We start from the raw sequence: 21,056 nt of genomic DNA, 5'->3' as shown, positions 1-21,056 counted from the left end.
ACGCCAAGCTGTGGTCGGTCTGCGACAAGCAGGGCAAGGACAACAAGCCGTCCTCGGTCGGCCAGTCGGTGTTCGTCGCGGCCGGGGCGGACGCCAAGACGCTCCAGGGCGACCGGATGCTCCAGGACGGCCAGTCCCTGTTCATCCAGGTGCCCGACGTGACGAACCAGTCGGGGCCGGACACGCCGGGGTCGAAGTACCTGGTGGACAACCACGGGGTGATCCACGCGATCGGCGTCGAGGAGACCGGCCCCAAGGAGAAGAGCGACCTGGTGACCGCCCTGTTCGGCCCGAACGCGACGCCGCAGCGGGTCACCAAGGAGTGGTTCGACACCATGGCGTTCGGCGACCCGATCGTGTTCCCCCGGATCCAGAACATCCCCGGCAACTCGTCGGGCGCCTCCTCGCTGGAGCTGTCGCAGGCCTCGGAGAAGAAGGTCGGGCGGCTGATGAAGTTCCAGGACCAGTACTACGCGGTCGGGACGAAGCAGTTGTACAAGATCACCGACTTCCAGGCGAACCTGATGTTCAACGACCCCAACACGCAGGCGACGGCGTACGACGGCAAGCCGCCGGCCTACGGACCGCTCGGCGCGGGCGACCTGAGCAAGCTCGACAGCAAGATCGTCGCGGAGCTCCCGGGACAGCCCAAGGACTGGCCCACGCACAACTCCCCGGCGGTCAACGTCGGCGAGAAGGACCCCCGCACGGTGATCTGCTCGACCTTCAACGGCTACGAGAACGACCAGATCAAGCGCACGGTGTGGGCCGGCACGACCTACCCGGCGGACATCACCTCGGACTCGGCCAGTGCGCACGTGACGCCCGGTCACGGCCTGCTGTACCGCTCGCTGGACGGCCAGAGCAAGCCCGCCGACGGCGGTACCGGCAGCGGCTTCCTGATCACCGACTCCGGCCTGCGCTACTCGCTGCCCGCCAACAACGACGGCGGCAACGCCACGGCGGGGGCCAGCCCGAACCCGCAGGGCGGCGACAAGAAGAGCACCAACGAGGCCCAGGCGCGGCTGGGTTACAAGTCCGTCAACCCACAGTTCGTGCCCGACAAGTGGTCGCAGCTGGTGCCGGCCGGTCCGGTGCTCAACACCAACACTGCACTTCAGGCCCAGAACGCCTGACGGATCGTCAATGCCGGTGCGGGAGTTCAGTGTCATGGTCTGGTAACTACCCGCTACCCGGTGTTGGGTCGAGCGCGCTTGGCCGTTACAGTGCTACAGAGCACCACGCCATGTGGTGCCCGTGCGGGTGCTCGCCACAGGGGTGCCCGGACGAAGTCTGTCTCATGGGGGACGGTGGATCATGGCAGGTCAGTTCACGACGACCGCGGAAGAAATGACCGCGTTCGCTAACCGCATCAGCGAGGTCAACCAGCAGGTCCAGGGCGAGATCAACCGCCTGAACAACCTGGTTTCCGAGATCGCTTCCGGCTGGAAGGGCGCGGCGGCGACCGCGTACCAGCAGATGCAGTCGCGAGTCACCGAGGACGCTTCGGCGCTGAACAAGATCCTCGACGAGATCCGTCAGGCGATCGAGGCGACCACCAAGCTCTACTCGATGACCGAGGAAGAGCAGCGCGCTGCCGTCGGTGGCATCTCCGGCTGACGCCGGGCCCGGTAATCGTCATTCCGCGCCCTCGCGGGGGCGCGCCGTGCATCCATCGACAAGGAGACATCAATGTCCGACGGCGGAATTCTCGTCAATTTCCAGACCATCCAGAACGCGGGCTCGGAGGTGCGCCAGACTGCGGCGCGCGTCCAGGGCCAGCTGGATGACCTGAAGGCGGGCGTGCAGCGCATTGCTTCTTCGTGGCAGGGCTCGGCCCAGGAGGGCTACCAGGCCCGCCAGGCGCAGTGGGACGCCAAGGCTGCCGACCTGCAGCAGGTGCTCTCGCAGATCGCCTCCGCGCTGGACAACGCGGCGCAGAGCTACCAGCAGACCGAGAACCAGAACGCGCAGCTCTGGGCCTGAGTATCCCTCTCGGGACTCTGCGCGTAAGCGCTCTCTTTCAAGGGCGGGCGTCCCACGGGGCGCCCGCCCTTCGCGCGTGGCACGGGGCACGCGCCCAACACGGGTGGAAGCAATGAGGGGTGGACTTCAGGTGTCGTCAGGATCGTTGCGCCGGGCCGGCGCGGTGCTGCTGGTGCTCGGGGTGGTCGGCACTGCCGCCGGGGGCCCCGCCTACGCCGAGCCTTCTCCCTCGGCCTCCGGGGGATCCACGTACCGGCCGCCGGTGACCATCGCGGCCTCCGGCGACTGCGCCAACAAGGACGTCGAGGCCGTGCCGTGGGCGCTGCAGCGGGTCGTCCTGAACGAGCTGTGGGGCATCGACAAGAACGGCCTGGCCACGCACTCCGGCAAGGACGTCACGGTCGCCGTCATCGACACCGGCGTCGACACCGCCAACCCGCAGTTGACCGGCAAGGTGATCGACGGCCCGGACCTGCTCGGCGAGTCGATGGCGTCGGGCGGCACGCAGCGACCGGCCGGCACCAGCACGACCGACCCGGTCGGGCACGGCACCAAGGTGGCGGGCATCATCGCGGCCGCGCAGCGGGACAAGGTCGGCTTCGTCGGCCTGGCCAAGGACGCGAAGATCCTCTCCATCCGGCAGAACGACGCCGAGGGCCACGGCAGCGTCAACACGCTGATCAAGGCCATCGACAAGGCGATCGAGGCGGGCGCCGGCGTCATCAACATCTCGCAGGACGTCCGGGTCGAGATCGACCCGAACAAGCCCCTCGACTCGCCGTTCCAGGAGGAGCCCGATCTGAAGCGGGTGCTGGACAAGGCCGAGTCGAAGGGGATCGTGGTGGTCGCGTCCTCCGGCAACGACGGCGCCGAGGGCCCCACCTACCCGGCCAAGTACGAGACCGTGCTGGCCGTCGGCGCGTCCGACCGGAACAACGAGCGGGCCACCTTCTCGCAGTACGGCGACTTCGTCGACGTGGTCGCGCCGGGTGTCGACATGCTCTCCACCGTGCCCGGCGCGGGCCAGTGCACCGACAACGGCACCAGCTTCTCCGCGCCGTACGTCTCCGGCCTGGCCGCGGTGCTCAAGAGCGAGCACCAGGGCTGGACCGCCCAGCAGATCCGCACCGTGATCGAGCAGACCGCCCAGCGGACCGAGCACGGCCGCAACAAGTGGATCGGCTGGGGCGTGGTCGACCCGGTCAAGGCGGTCTCGTTCTCGGGCACGCCCGAGGCGTCCCCGCACCCGGACCCGCCGACCAAGCTGGACTCCAACCAGCTGATCGCGCAGCCCGCCGGCCTGGAGGAGACCCAGGCCGACCGGGACCGGCGGACCGGCACCTACGTGCTGGGCGCCGGTGTGCTGCTGGTGGCCTGCCTGGCCGGCGGTGCGATCGTCGCCCGCGACCTGGGCCGTCGCCGCCGCAGCTGACCGCTCGGAACCCGTCCGAGGGGCCGACTCCGGAAACGGGTCGGCCCCGCCGGTCGGGGGGAACCGGCGGGGCCGAGAGGGAGCGGCCTGCAGGGGGGGTCAGACCCGCTCGTCCTCGGGAAGGGTGATCACCCAGCGGGTCTCCTGACGGGGCCGCAGGTAGAACGCCCAGTACAGGCCGGCGGCGGCGGTGATGCCCAGGGTCCAGTACAGGCCGGGGCCGCGGAGCTCGAAGAGCGTGTAGCCGAGGGCCGCGATCACCAGGATCGGCAGCGCGGGCCACAGCGGCTGGCGCCAGGCCGGGGCATGCTTGTGCTCGCCGCGGCGGGAGAACAGCGAGCCGACGGCGACCAGCAGGTACAGCGCGGCGACCGCGACACCGGTGATGTCGATCAGCAGGGACTGCGGCACGAAGCAGAGCACCGCGCCGGGGATGCCGACGGCCAGGGTGGAGACCCACGGGGCGCTGAACTTGTTGAGGGTGCCGAAGGCGTGGTTCACCGGCTCCGGCCAGGCCTTGTCGCGGCCGGAGGCGAACAGCACCCGGGAGTTCTGGATGACCATCACGATGCCGGCGTTGATGATCGCCAGCGCGATGCAGAGGCTGATGAAGGTGCCGACGCCGGTGTTGCTCCAGCCGATCACCAGCTGCGAGATGTTGCCGTCGGTCAGCGCGGCCAGGTCCGGCGCGCCCATGGTGATGGCGGCGACCGGGATGACGATGATGGCGACCGACAGGCCCAGCGTCCACAGCACGGTGCGGGCGACGTTCTTGCGCGGGTTCTCCAGCTCCTCGGAGAGGTAGATCGCGGTGGAGAAGCCCTGGGTGACGAACAGCGCGGTCCCCATCATGGCCAGGATCCCCGCGAAGCCCACGCCGGAGGTGGCGCCCGCCGCATCGGCGACGGTGCCGTGCAGCATGGTGTCCGCGCCGCGCTCGGTGTGGGTGAAGCCGAGGAAGGACACCACGGCGCAGGCGATGACCTCCAGCACCAGGAAGATGCCGGTGATCCAGGCGTTGGCCCGCAGGTCGAGCAGACCGGCGACGGTGGCCGCGATCATCACCACGGCGCCGGCGAGCTTCGGGTCGACGTGGATGATCGGTTCCAGGTACTCGGCGGTGCCCATCGCGATGATGGACGGCACGATCATCACCACGATCAGCGACTGGATGAAGACCAGCCAGCCCGCGAACTTGCCCGCCAGGGTGCCGACCATGGCGTACTCGCCACCCGCGGAGGGCACCAGGGTGCCGAGCTCGGAGTAGCAGAACGCCACCGCGATGCAGATCACCGAACCGATGGCGATGGCCATCATGGTGTAGGTGCCGAGGCCCTGGAACAGCTCGGGGACGAGCACGAAGAGGGAGGAAGCCGGGGTCACGCAGGAGAGCGTGAGCAGCGTGCCGCCCACGACGCCGAGCGATCGGGCGAGCTTCTTCGGGGCGTCCGCGCCGGTGGCGGCGCCCGGGGCGGGGGCCGCTGCCTGCGGGGGGAGCGTGTCGGTCATGGGGCATCCGATCGGCTGTTCGGCGGTGTGACTGGGGGTGGGAGCGGTATCGCCTCCGAAACACGTAATCGCGGGTCTGGTTCTCCATCGCTCCCGATGCGCCAGGTTGCCTGGGTGAAAAGGCTCCGTCAACGCGCCAGCAGCTGCGGAATCCGTTGCCGAAACCCGGGTTTTCCTACGGAACGCAGATCCCGGCGGGCCGGGCGCATGTTTCCACCGTGGCAACTCCGGTGAACTGCAGTTGAATCGAAGGTGAAGTGATCTGCGCAACTCTGATTCAAAGGCATTGTGCCGACCCGGCCGGAGGCCTGAAAACCCAGGCCGACCGGCCGTCCGGGTACGGGAACCGAAGGAGGGGGCCGGAAATCGAAAGATAACGTTATGGCACCGTTCGGCCCCTGGGATGCCAGAGGGCCGGGTCCCGTTCGGAACCCGGCCCCATTGGTCACGGTGCGTGACGTCTGCCCCGACTACTGCTGGATCGGCAGCCAACCGGTCTGCACCGTCTGGCCCGCCTGGATCCGGCGGGAGACGAACACACCACGGCCCGGCGGCAGCGGCTGCGGCTTGACCGTGCCCAGCAGCGCGCCCTCGCCCTTGTCACCGGACATGATCAGACCCTGACCGCCCAGCTCGCGCATGCGCTGCATCACCGGCTCGAACAGCGAGCGGCCGGCGCCACCCGCGTTACGGGCGATGATCAGACGCAGACCGATGTCACGCGCGAACGGCAGGAACTCCGCCAGCGGCGCCATCGGGTTGCCCGACTGGGTGGCGACCAGCTCGTAGTCGTCCACGATCACGAACATGTCCTTGCCGCTGTACCAGCTGCGGTTGCGCAGCTGCTCCGGCGTGACGTCCGGACCGGGCAGACGGCGCGAGCAGGCGCCGCGCAGCATCTCCACGATCGCCGACATGGCGGGCGCGGCGGCCGCGTACTCCACCAGGTACTCCGGCGGAACCACGCCCAGCAGCGAGCGGCGGAAGTCGCCGATCACGATGCCGGCCTGGTCCGGGGTGTACCGCTCGGTGATCTGCTTGATCAGCATGCGCAGCATCGCCGACTTGCCGGACTCGCTCTCACCGAAGACCACGAACAGCGGGTCGCTGTCGAAGTTGATGAACACCGGCGCCAGCTCGACCTCGTCGACGCCGAACGCGACACCCAGCTCGGGGTGCTCGAAGCCCTTGGGCAGCGAGTTGCCGTCGAGCACCGGCGGCAGCATGCGCACCTGCGGGGCGCGCGGGCCGGTCCAGGCCGAGTTGATCTGGGCGACCATGTCGGCGACGCCGTCCACCAGGTCCTGGGTCTCGCTGGAGCCGTCGATGCGCGGCAGACCGGACAGGAAGTGCAGCTGCTCGTGGGTCAGACCGCGACCCGGGATCGCCGGCACGTTCGCGGCGACCTTGCGGGCGATCTCCGACTCCATCGAGTCACCGAGCTTCAGCTCGACGCGGTTCTGCAGCTGGTCCTTCAGCGCCGGGCGGACCTCGGCGTAACGGGCCGCGGTGATCACCACGTGGACGCCGTAACCGAGACCGCGCTGCGCGATGTCGGCGATGACCGGCTCCAGGACCTCGAACTCCTGCTTGAAGGTCAGCCAGCCGTCGATGAACAGGAAAACGTCGCCGAACTGCTCGTCCGGCAGCTGCCCGTTGGCCCGACGGGTGCGGTAGGTGGCGATGGTGTCGATGCCGGCGGAGCGGAAGAGCTCCTCACGGCGGTTGAGCACCCCGTGCACCTCGCTGACCATGCGGCGGACCTTCTCGACGTCCAGTCGGCCCGCCACGCCGCCGACGTGCGGCAGGTCGGCCAGCGAGCCGAAACCGCCACCGCCGAAGTCGAGCAGGTAGAACTGCGCCTCCACCGGCGTGTGGGTGACCGAGAAGCCCGTCACGATGGTGCGCACCATGGTCGACTTCCCGGACCGCGGACCGCCGACGATCATGCCGTGGCCGGCCGCGCCCGAGTAGTCCAGGTACATCACGTCGCGGCGCTGGTCGCGCGGCTTGTCGACGATGCCGACCGGGACGACCAGGTTGCCCTGGCGGATCGAGGCCGGGGTCAGACCGCGCTCCGGGCTGACCAGCAGCGGCTCCAACAGGCTGTCCACCGAAGGCGGAGCCTCCAGCGGGGGCAGCCACACCTGGTGGGCCGGCGGGCCCTGGCCGATCATGCGCTGGACGAACACGTCGAGCATGGTGTCCAGCAGCGCGTCGTCCTTCTCCTCCTCCTCGGTCGGGTCGGGGAGGACCTCCTCCACCTCGGGCTCGATGATCTCGACCTCGGCGGCGGTGAACAGCACCGGCTGGGCGGTGACCACCCGGCCGCCGACCGCACGCTGCTGGCCCGGCGGACGGTACTTGCCGGACACGTACGCGGCCCGGAAGCGCTCCATCACGTCGGAGCCGAACTTGAGGTAGCCCACGCCGGGGATCGGCGGCAGGTGGTAGGCGTCCGGCACGCCGATCGCGGCCCGCGACTCGGCGGCCGAGAAGGTGCGCAGACCCAGTCGGTAGGACAGGAAGGTGTCCAGACCGCGGAGCTTGCCCTCCTCCAGTCGCTGCGAGGCGAGCAGCATGTGCATACCGAGCGAACGGCCGATGCGGCCGATCTGGATGAACAGGTCGATGAAGTCCGGCTTTGCGGTGAGCAGCTCGGAGAACTCGTCGATGATCATCAGCAGCGAGGGCAGCGGGTCGAGCGGGGCGCCCGCGGTGCGGGCCCGCTCGTACTCGTTGATGTTCGCGTAGTTGCCCGCCGCGCGCAGCAGCTCCTGGCGGCGGTTCATCTCGCCCTCGATCGCGTCGCGCATGCGGTCGATCAGGGTGGCTTCGCCCTCGAGGTTGGTGATCACGGCCGCGGTGTGCGGCATCTCCGCCATGCCGGCGAAGGTCGCACCACCCTTGAAGTCCGCGAGGACCAGGTTCAGCACCTCGGAGGAGTGGGTGACCGCCAGCGCCAGCACGATGGTGCGCAGCACCTCGGACTTGCCGGAACCGGTCGCGCCGACGCACATGCCGTGCGGGCCCATGCCCTCCAGCGAGGCTTCCTTGATGTCCAGCCAGACGTACTCGCCGTTGCTGCCGACGCCCAGCGGGACGCGCAGCTTCTCCCGGATCGGCTTGGGACGCCAGTGCCGGGCCGGGTCGAAGGAACCCGGGTCGCCGGTGTGCATCATCTCGGTGAAGTCCATCGAGACCAGCGACGGGTCGCTGTCGTCGCCGCCCGCGGACGCCCGGAACGGCGCCAGCTGACGCGACAGCGCCTCGGCCTGCCAGCTCGACAGGGTGTCCGGCTTGCCCGGGTAGCTGGCGCCGGAGGCGGCCTCCAGCAGCAGCTCGTGCTTGCCGACGGTGATCACCAGGTGGCCGTTCGGCTCGTCCAGGTCACCCGGGACGACCTCGATCACGGTGACGCCCTGGACGCCCTCCGGACCGGCGATCAGCGAGTCGACCGGCACCGAGGCGCCGTCCATGATGACCACCAGGTGCGGCTGGTCCGAACTCGGCGTGCTGTCACGGGAGAAGCCCTTGCGGCCGGCCAGCTCGTTGGCCAGCAGCTCCTCCAACTCGCCCAGCCCGTTGGCGATCAGGCGCCGCGAACCGGCGCCGTCGTTCTCCTTGCGGTGCTGGGTGTGCGGCAGCCACTTCGCCCACTCCCACTCCTCCACCGCGCCGGGCGCGGCGGCCACCCCGATCATCAGGTCCTCGGGGGAGTGCAGGGTCGCCAACTGGGCCACCATCGCGCGCACGTTGCCGTACACCGAGTCCGGGTCGCCGCACACGGTGATGTGGTAGAAGGCGCGCAGCGACACCGCCAGCGGCAGGTCCTGCAGGGTGCCGTGGGTCTTGATGAAGGTGCCCATCGCCTCGGCGGCGAGCGGCTCCAACTCGTCCATCGGCGCGGTCTGCGGCGCCACCAGCGGCGTCGACAGCTGCAGCGGGCCCAGGCCCACCCGGATCTGTGCGAAGTCCGGATCGGTCGGCCGGCGCTCCCACAGCCGGCGGCCCTCGGCCACGATCGACCACAGCTGGTCGGGCTCCGGGTGGGTGAACAGCAGCGCCCCGCGCTGACGTTCGGCCGTGCGACGCACCTCGCGGCGCTTCTGCTGCAGGTACTTCAGGTAGTCCCGGCGCTCGTCCGAGGTCGCCGCACTACCGCCCTTGCGCGCCTTGACGATCTGCGCCACCGCCATCGCGGCGGTCGACGCGACCATCAGGACACCCATCATCTTCATCGGGCCCTGTGCGCCCGGAGAGAAGAAGAACGCCGCCGAGCCGCCCATGCCGAGCAGCGGCAGCAGCGACATCATCCAGTCCTCGCCACCGCCCCGCGGCAGCTCCGGCGGCGGAACCAGCTCGACCGGCTCCTCCGACACCGGAGGCGGGAACGCCCGCGGCGGGCGCTTGACCGTCACCGAACTCACGAGATCACCCCGCCCCCGTCGACAGCCGCAGCGCGCGACTCCCCGTCGTCAACGGTGCGCCCTCCCCGGGCACAGGGTCGGGGGCACCCCCATCGCTCGCTCACAATCCGCCCTCACGCATCTGGATACGTACGGTGAGGGCGCCCCGTGTGATGACGCCGCCCCCGCTCCGCCGAACCGCAGGCGCGCGGGGCTGTCGCGTCTTCGATCGCCGCCCCCGTACGCCGTGCGCAGGGGCCGATCCTACTGCGCGAGCCAAGCCGTTCGTCCACGGGGTCGGCCACCCGCAGAGTACTGACCTGGCGTCAACACACAACCCCCGGCGCACCTGTACACCGCCTTCATCGCCGCGCGCCGCCCAAGCGGCCTCCACGCCCCCGCCGCAGTGCGCACTTGCGCCGAGGGGGTAGGGTGACGCCGCGCCAACTCTCGTTCGGGCCGTGACAGTTCCGGAGCCGGTCGACGAGTGGTCAGCAGACTTGCCGACACAGCCAACGAGGGGGAGAGGGCCGGTGAGCACAAACGCTACGACCGGTTTCTGCCGGGTCACCGTGGTGGCACCGGACAGCCGGATCGACGTCGCCCTGCCGGAGGACGTCCCGCTCGCCGACATCTACCCGGAAGTGCTGCGGCTCTCCGGGCAGACCCAGGTGGACGGAACACCGACCGGCTTCCATCTGGTGCGGCGGGACGGCACCGTGCTCGACAGCGGGCTTCCGCTGGTGGCCCAGCAGGTGCGCGACGGCGACCTGCTGAGCCTGCGCCCGTTCTCCGAGTCGCTGCCGCCGGCCGTCTACGACGACGTCGCCGACGCCATCGCCTCCGCGGTCGAGGCCGACCGCCGGTTCTGGAGCCCCGACCTGATGCGGGCCTTCGGCCTGATCGCCGGCACGGTGCTGCTCACCCTGCTGGCGTTCGCGCTGTGGTTCTCCGACCTGCGGCACAACATGTTCGGCCTGCCGGGCATCCTGTCCGGCGTCACCGCCGTCGTGCTGGTGGCCTACGCCGCCGTCCGCGCCCGGGTCTACGACGACCACGTCGCCGCCGTCGCGCTCGGCCTCGGCGCGCTGCCGCACGCCATGCTGGCGGGCTCCGGCATCATCGACGTCCCGCACGTCGGCGACGGCCCCGGCCGGCTCCAGTTCCTGGTCGGCTGCGTCACCGTGCTGGTGGTCTCCGTCCTGCTGGTCGGCCTGCTGCCGGAGAAGGACTCGGTGTTCGTCGCCGCCGCGTTCGTCGCGGCCGCCGGCACCCTGGCCACCTTCGCCGCGGTGCTGATGTCCGGCACCGCGATCACCGACATCGCCGCCGTCACCGGCGTCGCCGCGGTCGCCGCGGTGGGCTTCCTGCCCGCGCTGTCCGCCCGCTTCGCCCGCCTGCCCGTCGGCTTCAGCGCCCCCGGCCAGGCCCGCACCCGCGGCACCGCGTACGGCGAGGAGAACAGCAGCGCCGAGACCGTCCAGTACGAGCGGATCGCCGCCCAGGCCCGCCGCGGCCACGAGGTGCTGGTCGGCCTGGTCGGCGGCGCCGCCACCACCATCGTCGGCGCCTGCACCGTGCTGGGCTTCAGCGACCGCTCCTGGGCCGAACTGCTGGCCCTGGCCATCGGCGTCTCGACCATGCTGCGCGCCCGGCTGTTCCGCTACACCGCGCAGGTGTTCGCGCTCACCATCGCCGGCCTGGTCGGCCTGGCGCTGCTGATCCTGGGCCTGGCCCTGCACACCCCGCTGCACCTGGCGATGGCCGCGGCCACCGGCGGGAACGGCGGCGGCGACCTGCGCACGGTGTGGCTGTCCACGTCCATCGCGGCGGGCGCGGCGATCATGATCGCGATCGCGCTGATCGTCCCCCGCTCCGGAGTGTCCCCGTTCTGGGGCCGCATCCTGGACATGGTCGACAGCCTGATGCTGATCGCCCTGGTGCCGCTGGCGCTGGCCGTGCTCAACATCTACAACGTGGTGCGCGGCGCGACCGGCTGAGCCGCGCTGGTATCGTTGATCCGTCCGAGTCTTGTCAGGTCCTGTGCTTTCGACCAGGGCCGCTCGGCCAACACCGAAGGAGATGCCCGTGGCCCTCGCCGCTGACGTCAAGAAGCAGATCATCGCCGAGTTCGGCCAGAAGGAGGGCGACACCGGCTCTCCCGAGGTTCAGGTGGCCATGCTCTCCCGCCGCATCTCGGACCTGACCGAGCACCTGAAGTTCCACAAGCACGACCACCACTCGCGTCGTGGCCTGCTGATCCTGGTCGGCCAGCGTCGCCGCCTGCTGCAGTACCTGGCCAAGAAGGACATCGAGCGCTTCCGTACCCTGGTGGACCGCCTCGGCATCCGCCGCGGTGCCGCCGGCGGCGCCCGCTGACACCGCTCGTAGGGGCGGCTCCCCTCACCGGGGGAGCCGCCCCTCGGCGCTTTCCGCGCCACCCCGCGACCACGCCCCGCGAACGGCCCGGCTTTAAAGCCGCGCTCGATAGGGTGTGAATTTGTAAGGTAAAGGGCATGCCCGCCCTTGCGGGCCGACAAGGCTTCAAACGGAAGCCGCCCGCACCGCAGGAGCGTCCACACGCCGACCGCCGCACGCCGAAAGGCGCCGGTCCTCGGTAGTGGCCGCCGGAACCCCCGACACGCGGGGACGGACCCGGTGGCTTCGATCGAAGACCGGCCCAACTGCCCGGGCCACGGCAGGCAAGCGCAGGGGCGCTCCTGGGGAGACGTACAAAAGAGGAGATCTTCCAGGTGGAAGAGAACGTTTTCTACGCCGAGGCCGTCATCGACAACGGCAGCTTCGGCACCCGCACCATCCGCTTCGAGACCGGCCGTCTGGCCCGTCAGGCCGCCGGCTCCGCCGTGGCCTACCTGGACGACGACACCATGGTGCTGTCGGCCACCAGCGCCTCGAAGCAGCCCAAGGAGCACTTCGACTTCTTCCCGCTGACGGTGGACGTCGAGGAGCGGATGTACGCCGCCGGCCGCATCCCCGGCTCGTTCTTCCGCCGTGAGGGCCGGCCGTCCGAGGACGCGATCCTCACCTGCCGCCTGATCGACCGCCCGCTGCGCCCGTCCTTCGTCAAGGGCCTGCGCAACGAGGTCCAGGTCGTCGTCACCGTCATGGCGCTGAACCCCGACCACCTGTACGACGTGGTGGCCATCAACGCGGCCTCCGCCTCCACCCAGCTGGCCGGCCTGCCGTTCTCCGGCCCGATCGGCGGCGTCCGCGTCGCGCTGATCAACGGCCAGTGGGTGGCCTTCCCGACCCACTCCGAGCTGGAGTCGGCCGTCTTCGACATGGTCGTCGCCGGTCGCGTCCTGCCGGACGGCGACGTCGCGATCATGATGGTCGAGGCCGAGGCCACCGACAAGACCATCAAGCTGGTCGAGGGCGGCGCCGACGCGCCGACCGAGGAGGTCGTCGCCTCCGGCCTGGAGGCCGCGAAGCCGTTCATCAAGGTGCTGTGCGCCGCGCAGGCCCAGCTCGCCAAGCAGGCCGCCAAGCCGACCGGCGAGTTCCCGCGCTTCCTGGACTACCAGGACGACGTGCTGGCCGCGCTGACCGCCGCCGTCAAGGACGAGCTGGCCAAGGCGCTGACCATCGCCGGCAAGCAGGAGCGCCAGAACGAGCTGGACCGCATCAAGGCCGTCGCCGCCGACAAGCTGCTCCCGGAGTTCGAGGGCCGCGAGAAGGAGATCAGCGGCGCCTACAACGCGCTGACCAAGAAGATCGTCCGCGAGCGCGTCATCAAGGACAAGGTCCGCATCGACGGCCGCGGCGTCACCGACATCCGCACCCTGGCCGCCGAGGTCGAGGCCATCCCGCGGGTGCACGGCTCGGCCCTGTTCGAGCGCGGCGAGACCCAGATCCTGGGCGTCACCACGCTGAACATGCTCCGCATGGAGCAGCAGCTCGACACGCTCTCCCCGGAGACCCGTCGTCGCTACATGCACAACTACAACTTCCCGCCGTACTCGGTGGGCGAGACCGGTCGCGTCGGTTCGCCGAAGCGCCGCGAGATCGGCCACGGCGCCCTCGCCGAGCGCGCGATCCTCCCGGTCCTGCCGACCCGCGAGGAGTTCCCCTACGCGATCCGCCAGGTCTCCGAGGCGCTGGGCTCCAACGGCTCCACCTCGATGGGCTCGGTCTGCGCGTCCACCATGTCGCTGCTGAACGCCGGTGTGCCGCTGAAGGCCGCCGTCGCCGGTATCGCCATGGGCCTGATCTCGCAGGAGATCGACGGTGAGACCCACTACGTGACGCTCACCGACATCCTCGGCGCCGAGGACGCGTACGGCGACATGGACTTCAAGGTCGCCGGTACCCGCAACTTCATCACCGCCCTGCAGCTGGACACCAAGCTCGACGGCATCCCGGCCTCCGTGCTGGCCGCCGCGCTGAAGCAGGCCCGGGACGCCCGCCTGCACATCCTCGACGTCATGAACGAGGCCATCGACTCGCCCGACGAGATGTCCCCGAACGCGCCGCGGATCATCACCATCAAGATCCCGGTGGACAAGATCGGCGAGGTCATCGGCCCCAAGGGCAAGATGATCAACCAGATCCAGGAGGACACCGGCGCCGAGATCACCATCGAGGACGACGGCACCATCTACATCGGTGCCGCCGACGGCCCGGCCGCCGAGGCCGCCCGCTCGACGATCAACCAGATCGCCAACCCGACCATGCCGGAGGTCGGCGAGCGCTACCTGGGCACCGTGGTGAAGACCACCACCTTCGGCGCCTTCGTCTCGCTCATGCCGGGCAAGGACGGTCTGCTGCACATCTCGCAGATCCGCAAGCTGGCCGGCGGCAAGCGCGTCGAGAACGTCGAGGACGTGCTCGGTGTCGGCGCCAAGGTGCAGGTCGAGATCGCCGAGATCGACCCGCGCGGCAAGCTGTCGCTGATCCCCGTCATCGAGGGCGAGGAGGGCGGCGACGCCGCCGCCTCCGAGTGACACCCCGGTAACACCCTGCGGCCCGCACGCCCCATCCGGCGCGTGCGGGCCGCGCCCTGTTCGTGAAGTCCGTGCAGTTCATGCAGTAGATGCAGCTCGTGCGGTTCGTGTAGCTCCCCTCGTGAAGCAGTAGCTGGAAGGAACACCCGTGGCCCAGGCCTCGGCGGCGAAGCAGCGCCCCGGCACCACCCGGACCCTGCTCAAGGGCACCGAAGGCGGCGCGGGCACCGTCCGCCGCACCGTGCTCCCCGGCGGCCTGCGGGTCGTCACCGAGACTCTCCCGACGGTGCGCAGCGCCACCTTCGGCATCTGGGTCGGCGTCGGCTCCCGGGACGAGACCCCGGTCCTGAACGGCGCCACGCACTACCTGGAGCACTTGCTCTTCAAGGGCACCGCCCGGCGCGACGCGCTGGAGATCTCCGCCGCGCTGGACGCGGTCGGCGGCGAGATGAACGCGTTCACCGCCAAGGAGAACACCTGCTACTACGCGCGGGTCCTGGACACCGACCTGCCGCTGGCCATCGACGTGGTGTGCGACATGCTCACCGGCTCGCTGATCCGCCCCGAGGACGTGGAGTCCGAGCGCGGCGTCATCCTTGAGGAGATGGCGATGGCCGAGGACGACCCGGGCGACGTGGTGCACGACCTGTTCGCCAAGGTGATCTTCGGTACCGGCCCGCTCGGCCGCCCGATCCTGGGCACCCAGGAGACCGTCTCCGGGCTGAGCCGCGACCAGATCGCCGGCTTCTACCACCGCCGCTACAAGCCGGAGAACCTGGTGGTCTCGGCGGCCGGCAACCTCGACCACGCCAAGGTGGTCAAGCTGGTGCAGAAGGCGTTCGCGCCGATGCTGGCCAAGTCCAAGGGCCACCCCGCCGAGGTCCGCCAGGGCGTCAAGGCGGTCCGCACCTCCGGGAAGGCCGCGGTCCTCAACCGGCCCACCGAGCAGGCCCACCTGGTCCTCGGCGTCCCCGGCATCCCGCGCCACGACGAGCGCCGCTGGGCGCTGGGCGTGCTCAACGCCGCCCTCGGCGGCGGCATGAGCTCCCGGCTGTTCCAGGAGGTCCGGGAGAAGCGCGGCCTGGCCTACTCGGTGTACTCCTACTCCTCCTCGTACGCCGACACCGGTCTGTTCGGCATCTACGCCGGCTGCCAGCCCAAGCGGGTCGAGGAAGTGCTGAAGATCTGCCGCGAGGAACTCGCCCGGGTCGTCGAGGAAGGCATCACCGAGGAGGAGCTGCGCCGCGCGATCGGCCAGATCTCCGGCTCCACCGTGCTCGGCATGGAGGACACCGGCTCCCTGATGAACCGCATCGGCAAGGCCGAGCTCTCCTACGGCCACCACCTGTCGGTGGACGAGATGCTGCAGAAGATGGCCGAGGTCACCCTGGACGACGTGCACGCCGTCGCCCGTGATGTGCTGGGGGCGCACCGGCCCTCGCTCGCGCTGATCGGCCCGATCAACGACCGCCGGGCCGCCCGGTTGGCCGACCTGCTCGCCTGACCCGTCTGAGAGGACAACAGACATGACGCTGCGCGTCGCCGTGATCGGCGCCAAGGGCCGGATCGGCTCCGAGGCAGTCAAGGCCGTGCAGGCCGCCGACGGCCTGGAGCTGGTGGCCGCCCTCGGCCGGGACTCGAAGCTCACCGAACTCACCGACGCCGGGGTCGACGTCGTCGTCGAACTCACCCACCCCGACTCGGTGATGGGCAACCTCGACTTCTGCCTGCGCAACGGCATCCACGTGGTCACCGGCACCACCGGCTGGACCGAGGAGCGCCTGGAGACCGTCCGCGGCCTGCTCGCCGAAGCACCCGGGCTCGGCTTGCTGATCGCCCCGAACTTCTCCATCGGCGCGATCCTCGGGATGAAGTTCTCCCAGCTGGCGGCCAAGTACTTCGAGTCCGTCGAGGTGCTCGAACTCCACCACGACCGCAAGGCCGACGCCCCGTCCGGCACCGCCGCCCGCACCGCGCAGCTGATCGCCGCCGCCCGTGCCGAGGCCGGCCTGCCCCCGCAGCAGGACCCGACCACGCACGGCCTGCCCGGCGCCCGCGGCGCCGACGTGGACGGCGTCCCGGTGCACTCGGTGCGGCTGCGCGGCCTGCTCGCCCACCAGCAGGTGATGTTCGGCGACACCGGCGAGACCCTGACGATCCGTCACGACTCCATGCACCACAGCAGCTTCATGCCCGGCATCCTGCTCGGCGTGCGGAAGATCGCCGACCACCCGGGCCTGACCTTCGGCCTGGAACACTTCCTGGACCTGTGACATGACCTCACGCATCGGCTTCTTCGTCCTCTCCGGCATCCTGCTGCTGGTCAGCGTGGTCTGCATAGGCGAGGGCGTCCAGCTCGTCGCCACCGGCAAGCCGCTCGGCATCGGCATCGGCGTGTGCGCCTTCGTCATCCCGCTGATCGGCGTCTGGTTCCTCCGCCAGACCGTCCGCTTCGGCCGGGCCAGCGAGCGGCTCGCCCGCCAGCTGGAGGCCGAGGGCGGTCTGCCCGTGGACGAGCTCAGGCGCACCCAGGGAGGCCGGATCGACCGGGCCTCCGCGGACGCCGTGTTCACCCGGCGCAAGGCCGAGGCCGAGGCCGACCCCACCGACTGGCGGAACTTCTTCCGGCTCGCCGTCGCCTACGCGGACGCCGGCGACGTCCCGCGCGCCCGCAAGGCCATGCAGCACGCGATCAAGCTGCATGGCCGGGACGCCGCGGCCACCGCCGTAAACTGACTCGTACCGCCCCCAACAGCCAGGAACATCACCCATGCGCGCAGTCGAACCCCAGGTCCACCTGATCGCCCGCCCCGAGCTCGACTACGACGAGGTCGCGGCCTACCTGCAGGACGTCGGCGGCGAGAGCTGGCTGGAGCGGGTCGACCGCGGCGACCTGGACGACGCCCAGAACCTCGCCGAGTTCGCCGGCCGGATCTGCTACCGCTCGTGGAAGCCGGGCCTCAACCCGAACGTCACCAAGGTCCGCACCGACCAGGACGTCTACCTGAAGAACATCCTGGCCAGCGCGCACGGCTCGGTGCTGGAGCACGTCTCCTTCACCTTCGTGCTGCACAACGTCAGCCGCGTGGTCACCCACGAGCTGGTCCGCCACCGGGCCGGCGTCGCGGTCTCCCAGGAGTCGCTGCGCTTCGTCCGCCTCGACGACATCCCGTTCTGGTTCCCCGAGTGGGCCCAGCAGGACGAGGAGCTGATGGGCCGCGCCACCGGCCTGATGCAGCAGATCGAGGAGTTCCAGCACTGGATGGCCGACCACTTCGGGCTGGACGAGGAGGGCGTCAAGTTCCACGAGAAGAAGGAGAAGACCTCCTTCATGCGCCGCTTCGCCCCCGAGGGCCTGGCCACCGGCCTGGTCTGGACGGCGAACGTGCGCACCCTGCGCCACGTCATCGAGAACCGCACCGCGCCGGGCGCCGAGGAGGAGATCCGGCTGCTGTTCGGCAAGATCGGCGAGCTGATGGTCAAGGAGGCCCCGTCGCTGTTCGGCGACTACACCGTCGAGGACGGCGCCTGGGTCCCCGGCTGGCGCAAGGTCTGACCTCCGGAGCCCCCGACCGGGATCTGACGGACCGTCGGATCCCGGCCCGGTCCGCTCACTCGTGCGGCGTTCCCGCCGGCGGCCCCGATCCGGCCACTGACCTGCGCCGACGGGCAGATGGACGGACCGCGGGAGATGTCCGGATTGCGGCATTCTCGGCCGCTCCATACGCTCAGGACACGGATTCCGGTGCTGCGTGAACCCCCGAGCGCGCAGCACCGGAATCCCATGTCGGGCCCGGCCCAAGGCCCTCAGGACTGTCCAAACCCTGGACCTGCGTGGCTATCGACCACCGCCCTACGAGTAGTTTTGGACCCATGGCTCCGACCTCCACACCGCAGACCCCCTTCGGCCGGGTCCTGACCGCGATGGTCACCCCGTTCACCGCCGACGGCGGGCTCGACCTCGACGGCGCGCAGCGCCTCGCCGCCCACCTGGTGGACTCCGGGAACGACGGCCTGGTGCTCAACGGCACCACCGGCGAGTCGCCCACCACCACCGACGCGGAGAAGGCCCAGCTGGTCCGGGCCGTGGTCGAGGCGGTCGGAGACCGCGCCCACGTCATCACCGGCGTCGGCACCAACAACACCCACCACAGCGTCGAACTCGCCCGCCAGGCGCAGTCCGCCGGCGCCCACGGCCTGCTCGCGGTCACCCCGTACTACAGCAAGCCGCCGCAGGAGGGCCTGTACCGGCACACCGTCGCGATCGCCGACGCCACCGACCTGCCGGTGATGCTGTACGACATCCCCGGCCGCGCCGCCGTCGCCCTCGAACACGACACCCTGGTCCGCCTCGGCGAGCACCCGCGGATCGTCGCCAACAAGGACGCCAAGGGCGACGTCGCCGCCGCCTCCCGGGCCATCGCCGACTCCGGCCTCGCCTGGTACTCCGGCGACGACAACCTGACCCTGCCGCTGCTCTCGGTCGGAGCCGTCGGCGTGGTCAGCGTGGTCGGCCACGTCGTCGCCGCCGAGATGCGTGCCATGATCGAGGCGTTCGTCGCCGGCGACCACGCCAAGGCGCTCGCCGTCCACCAGTCCCTGCTGCCGGTGTTCACCGGAATCTTCCGCACCCAGGGAGTGATCCTCTCCAAGGCGGCGTTGAACCTGCAGGGACACCCGGCCGGCCCGCTCCGGCTGCCCCTGGTCTCCGCCACGGACGCGGAGATCACCCGGTTGAAGGAGGATCTCGCCGCCGGCGGGGTACACCTGTGACCAACAACAGACGTGCGCGCCCCCGGCTCGCCGGACCCCACCGGGTCCGCCGCTGGACCGGGACCGACGGCGCGCGGCAATCGGCAGTCAGGTAACCACGATGGACGCACGCCATATGTCGCCGGGGGAGGAACCCCTCGGGCATATGGCGTGCGTCGTGAGGAGAGTCTTTTGAGCCACCCGCACCCCGAACTCGGCGCTCCCCCCGCTCTCAAGGAGGGCGCCCTCCGCATCACTCCGCTGGGCGGTCTCGGCGAGATCGGCCGCAACATGACGGTCCTCGAGTACGGCGACCGCATCCTGATCATCGACTGCGGCGTGCTCTTCCCCGAGGACGAGCAGCCCGGCGTCGACCTGATCCTCCCCGACTTCAGCTACATCCGGGACCGCCTCGACAAGATCGACGGCATCGTCCTGACCCACGGCCACGAGGACCACATCGGCGCCGTCCCCTACCTCCTCCGGGAGAACCCGGACATCCCGCTGATCGGCTCCAAGCTCACCCTCGCCCTGATCGAGGCCAAGCTCGCCGAGCACCGCATCCGCCCCTACGTCCTGGAGGTCGCCGAGGGCGACCGCGAGCGGATCGGCCCCTTCGACTGCCAGTTCATCGCGGTCAACCACTCCATCCCCGACGCGCTGGCCGTCGCGGTCCGCACCCCCGCGGGCATGGTCGTCGCCACCGGTGACTTCAAGATGGACCAGCTCCCGCTGGACGGCCGCCTCACCGACCTGCCGACCTTCGCCAAGCTGGCCGAAGAGGGCATGGACCTCCTCCTGGTGGACTCCACCAACGCCGAGGTCCCCGGCTTCATCCCGCACGAGCGCGACATCTCCGCCGCGCTGCGCAACGTCTTCGCCAACGCGGATAAGCGCATCATCGTCGCCTCCTTCGCCAGCCACGTGCACCGCATCCAGCAGGTGCTGGACGCCGCGCACGAGTACAAGCGCAAGGTCGCCTTCGTCGGCCGCTCGATGGTCCGCAACATGGGCATCGCCCGGGACCTCGGATACCTCAAGGTCCCCGGCAACCTGATCGTCGACGTCAAGACCCTCGACGACCTCCCCGACAAGGAGGTGGTGCTGATCTGCACCGGCTCCCAGGGCGAGCCGATGGCCGCGCTGTCCCGGATGGCCAACCGCGACCACCAGATCCGCATCGTCGAGGGCGACACCGTCGTCCTCGCCTCCTCGCTGATCCCCGGCAACGAGAACGCCGTCTACCGGGTCATCAACGGCCTCACCCGCTGGGGCGCCAAGGTCGTCCACAAGGGCAACGCCAAGGTGCACGTCTCCGGCCACGCCTCGGCCGGCGAACTGCTGTACTTCTTCAACATCTGCAAGCCGAAGAACCTGATGCCGGTCCACGGCGAATGGCGCCACCTGCGCGCCGCCGCCGACCTCGGCATCGCCACCGGCGTCCCGCGCAACCGCGTGGTCATCGCCGAGGACGGCGTCTGCGTCGACCTGGAGAAGGGCGTCGCCCGGATCGCGGGCAAGGTCCAGGCCGGCTACGTCTACGTGGACGGCTCCTCTGTCGGCGACATCACCGAGGCGTCGCTCAAGGACCGCCGGATCCTCGGCGAAGAGGGCTTCATCTCGGTCTTCGTGGTGGTCGACTCCGCGAACGGCAAGATGGTCAGCGGCCCCACCATCCAGGCCCGCGGCTCCGGCATCGACGACAGCGCGTTCGCGTCCATCGCCGGCAAGCTGGAGGAAGCCCTCGTCCGCTCCGCCGGGGAAGGCGTCCTGGAGGTTCGCCAGGTCCAGCAGCTGGTCCGCCGGACCGTCGGCAAGTGGGTCGCCGACAACTACCGGCGCCGTCCGATGATCCTCCCGGTCGTCGTCGAGGTCTGACCGACCTGATTTGACCTGGGGCAGCCCGGTGCGTAACGTTCTCCGGGTTGCCCCACGGTCGTGCGGCTTCGCTCCGGATTCGAATTCATTCGAATGGGGCGGGGAAAACAGGCCGAGAAACTCTGA

15 protein-coding genes are annotated in these 21,056 nt (G+C 70.1%); 13 read left to right on the top strand and 2 right to left on the bottom strand.

The window, feature by feature from the left end; translation table 11 throughout:
- The 4 genes from IEZ12_RS31820 to mycP form a co-directional block, all read left to right on the top strand.
- The coding region (locus IEZ12_RS31820) for a type VII secretion protein EccB (RefSeq protein WP_189277028.1) at window positions 1-1,136 on the top strand (1,136 nt) is incomplete at its 5' end.
- Between the two features lie 181 nt (window positions 1,137-1,317).
- Entirely contained in the window at window positions 1,318-1,620 is a 303-nt protein-coding gene (locus tag IEZ12_RS31815; RefSeq protein ID WP_189277026.1) for a WXG100 family type VII secretion target, read from the top strand.
- 72 nt (window positions 1,621-1,692) lie between these two features.
- The gene (locus IEZ12_RS31810; protein ID WP_189277024.1) at window positions 1,693-1,986 is read left to right on the top strand and encodes a WXG100 family type VII secretion target; all 294 of its coding nucleotides are present in this window, start codon (window positions 1,693-1,695) and stop codon (window positions 1,984-1,986) included.
- 130 nt (window positions 1,987-2,116) lie between these two features.
- Window positions 2,117-3,418: a type VII secretion-associated serine protease mycosin gene (gene mycP / locus IEZ12_RS31805; protein ID WP_229848410.1), complete on the top strand. Its 1,302-nt coding sequence runs from the start codon at window positions 2,117-2,119 to the stop codon at window positions 3,416-3,418.
- A 99-nt stretch (window positions 3,419-3,517) separates the two neighbouring features.
- Here the strand turns inward: mycP and IEZ12_RS31800 are convergent, their stop codons facing one another.
- Together IEZ12_RS31800 and eccCa are read right to left on the bottom strand one after the other, a co-directional pair.
- Window positions 3,518-4,927 carry an APC family permease gene (locus tag IEZ12_RS31800; RefSeq protein WP_189277021.1) on the bottom strand — a complete coding sequence of 470 codons (1,410 nt, stop codon included), beginning with the start codon at window positions 4,925-4,927 and terminating at the stop codon, window positions 3,518-3,520.
- A 470-nt stretch (window positions 4,928-5,397) separates the two neighbouring features.
- Window positions 5,398-9,357: a type VII secretion protein EccCa gene (gene eccCa, locus IEZ12_RS31795; RefSeq protein WP_189277018.1), complete on the bottom strand. Its 3,960-nt coding sequence runs from the start codon at window positions 9,355-9,357 to the stop codon at window positions 5,398-5,400.
- A gap of 512 nt (window positions 9,358-9,869) precedes the next feature.
- Here eccCa and eccD point away from each other — a divergent pair.
- The 9 genes from eccD to IEZ12_RS31750 all read left to right on the top strand — a co-directional run bounded on the left by eccD (window position 9,870) and on the right by IEZ12_RS31750 (window position 20,930).
- Entirely contained in the window at window positions 9,870-11,336 is a 1,467-nt protein-coding gene (eccD, locus tag IEZ12_RS31790) for a type VII secretion integral membrane protein EccD (protein ID WP_043909717.1), read from the top strand.
- A gap of 88 nt (window positions 11,337-11,424) precedes the next feature.
- Complete coding sequence (rpsO, locus tag IEZ12_RS31785; protein ID WP_030462697.1) at window positions 11,425-11,715, top strand: 30S ribosomal protein S15; 291 nt, start codon at window positions 11,425-11,427, stop codon at window positions 11,713-11,715.
- Between the two features lie 374 nt (window positions 11,716-12,089).
- Window positions 12,090-14,300, top strand: a complete 2,211-nt coding sequence (locus IEZ12_RS31780; protein WP_043909719.1) for a polyribonucleotide nucleotidyltransferase — start codon at window positions 12,090-12,092, stop codon at window positions 14,298-14,300.
- 148 nt (window positions 14,301-14,448) lie between these two features.
- Window positions 14,449-15,804, top strand: coding sequence for a M16 family metallopeptidase (locus tag IEZ12_RS31775; RefSeq protein WP_229848408.1), 1,356 nt, complete (start codon window positions 14,449-14,451; stop codon window positions 15,802-15,804).
- Between the two features lie 22 nt (window positions 15,805-15,826).
- The gene (dapB, locus tag IEZ12_RS31770) at window positions 15,827-16,573 is read left to right on the top strand and encodes a 4-hydroxy-tetrahydrodipicolinate reductase (protein WP_189277016.1); all 747 of its coding nucleotides are present in this window, start codon (window positions 15,827-15,829) and stop codon (window positions 16,571-16,573) included.
- Between the two features lies 1 nt (window position 16,574).
- The gene (locus tag IEZ12_RS31765; RefSeq protein WP_100590072.1) at window positions 16,575-17,036 is read left to right on the top strand and encodes a tetratricopeptide repeat protein; all 462 of its coding nucleotides are present in this window, start codon (window positions 16,575-16,577) and stop codon (window positions 17,034-17,036) included.
- A 34-nt stretch (window positions 17,037-17,070) separates the two neighbouring features.
- The gene (gene thyX / locus IEZ12_RS31760; protein ID WP_035866708.1) at window positions 17,071-17,856 is read left to right on the top strand and encodes an FAD-dependent thymidylate synthase; all 786 of its coding nucleotides are present in this window, start codon (window positions 17,071-17,073) and stop codon (window positions 17,854-17,856) included.
- Window positions 17,857-18,173: 317 nt separating this feature from the next.
- On the top strand, window positions 18,174-19,073 hold the full coding sequence (gene dapA, locus IEZ12_RS31755) for a 4-hydroxy-tetrahydrodipicolinate synthase (RefSeq protein WP_043909734.1): 900 nt from the start codon (window positions 18,174-18,176) through the stop codon (window positions 19,071-19,073).
- 171 nt (window positions 19,074-19,244) lie between these two features.
- Window positions 19,245-20,930 carry a ribonuclease J gene (locus IEZ12_RS31750; RefSeq protein WP_189277014.1) on the top strand — a complete coding sequence of 562 codons (1,686 nt, stop codon included), beginning with the start codon at window positions 19,245-19,247 and terminating at the stop codon, window positions 20,928-20,930.
- Window positions 20,931-21,056 lie beyond the last annotated feature (126 nt).

Source organism: Kitasatospora griseola, assembly GCF_014648555.1.
Taxonomy (GTDB): domain Bacteria; phylum Actinomycetota; class Actinomycetes; order Streptomycetales; family Streptomycetaceae; genus Kitasatospora; species Kitasatospora griseola.
The sequence above is the reverse complement of the archived record's forward strand: the minus strand, read 5'-3'. Positions and strand labels throughout refer to the sequence as shown.